The 345-nt window shown below is 47.5% G+C and carries 1 protein-coding gene; it reads left to right on the top strand.

Going from position 1 to position 345, the window contains the following annotated elements:
- Positions 1–345, top strand: a 345-nt coding sequence (locus IO68_RS30430) for a phage late control D family protein (protein ID WP_201768448.1), incomplete at both ends; no start/stop codon positions are given.

Here is a 345-nt window from a genome sequence, read left to right as displayed (position 1 = left end):
CCGTCCCTTTATCATGCAACACAACGAAACGGACTATGAGTTCTTAACTCGACTACTACGTAGTGAAGGCATCAACTGGCTGATTGATGAAGCACAACTGATCGTGCCGAACAGTAGTGCAGCGATTCAACCGCAAAAACTCCGTCTGATTGATGACAATAGCCAATATCAGGCGTTAGCACGTCGCCAGATTCGATACCATCGCAGTAGTGCCACAGAACAATACGACAGTATGACCAGTTTGATAGGACAACGCTCACTGCAACCCAACAGTGTACATATCCAACGCTGGCAAGCTGATGCACTGGAACAAGAACAGGGTGCAGGATGTGTACAAAGTACCCA

Origin of the sequence: Acinetobacter sp. COS3 (assembly GCF_000475335.1) — a bacterium.
Classification (GTDB): domain Bacteria; phylum Pseudomonadota; class Gammaproteobacteria; order Pseudomonadales; family Moraxellaceae; genus Acinetobacter; species Acinetobacter venetianus.
The sequence above is the reverse complement of the archived record's forward strand: the minus strand, read 5'-3'. Positions and strand labels throughout refer to the sequence as shown.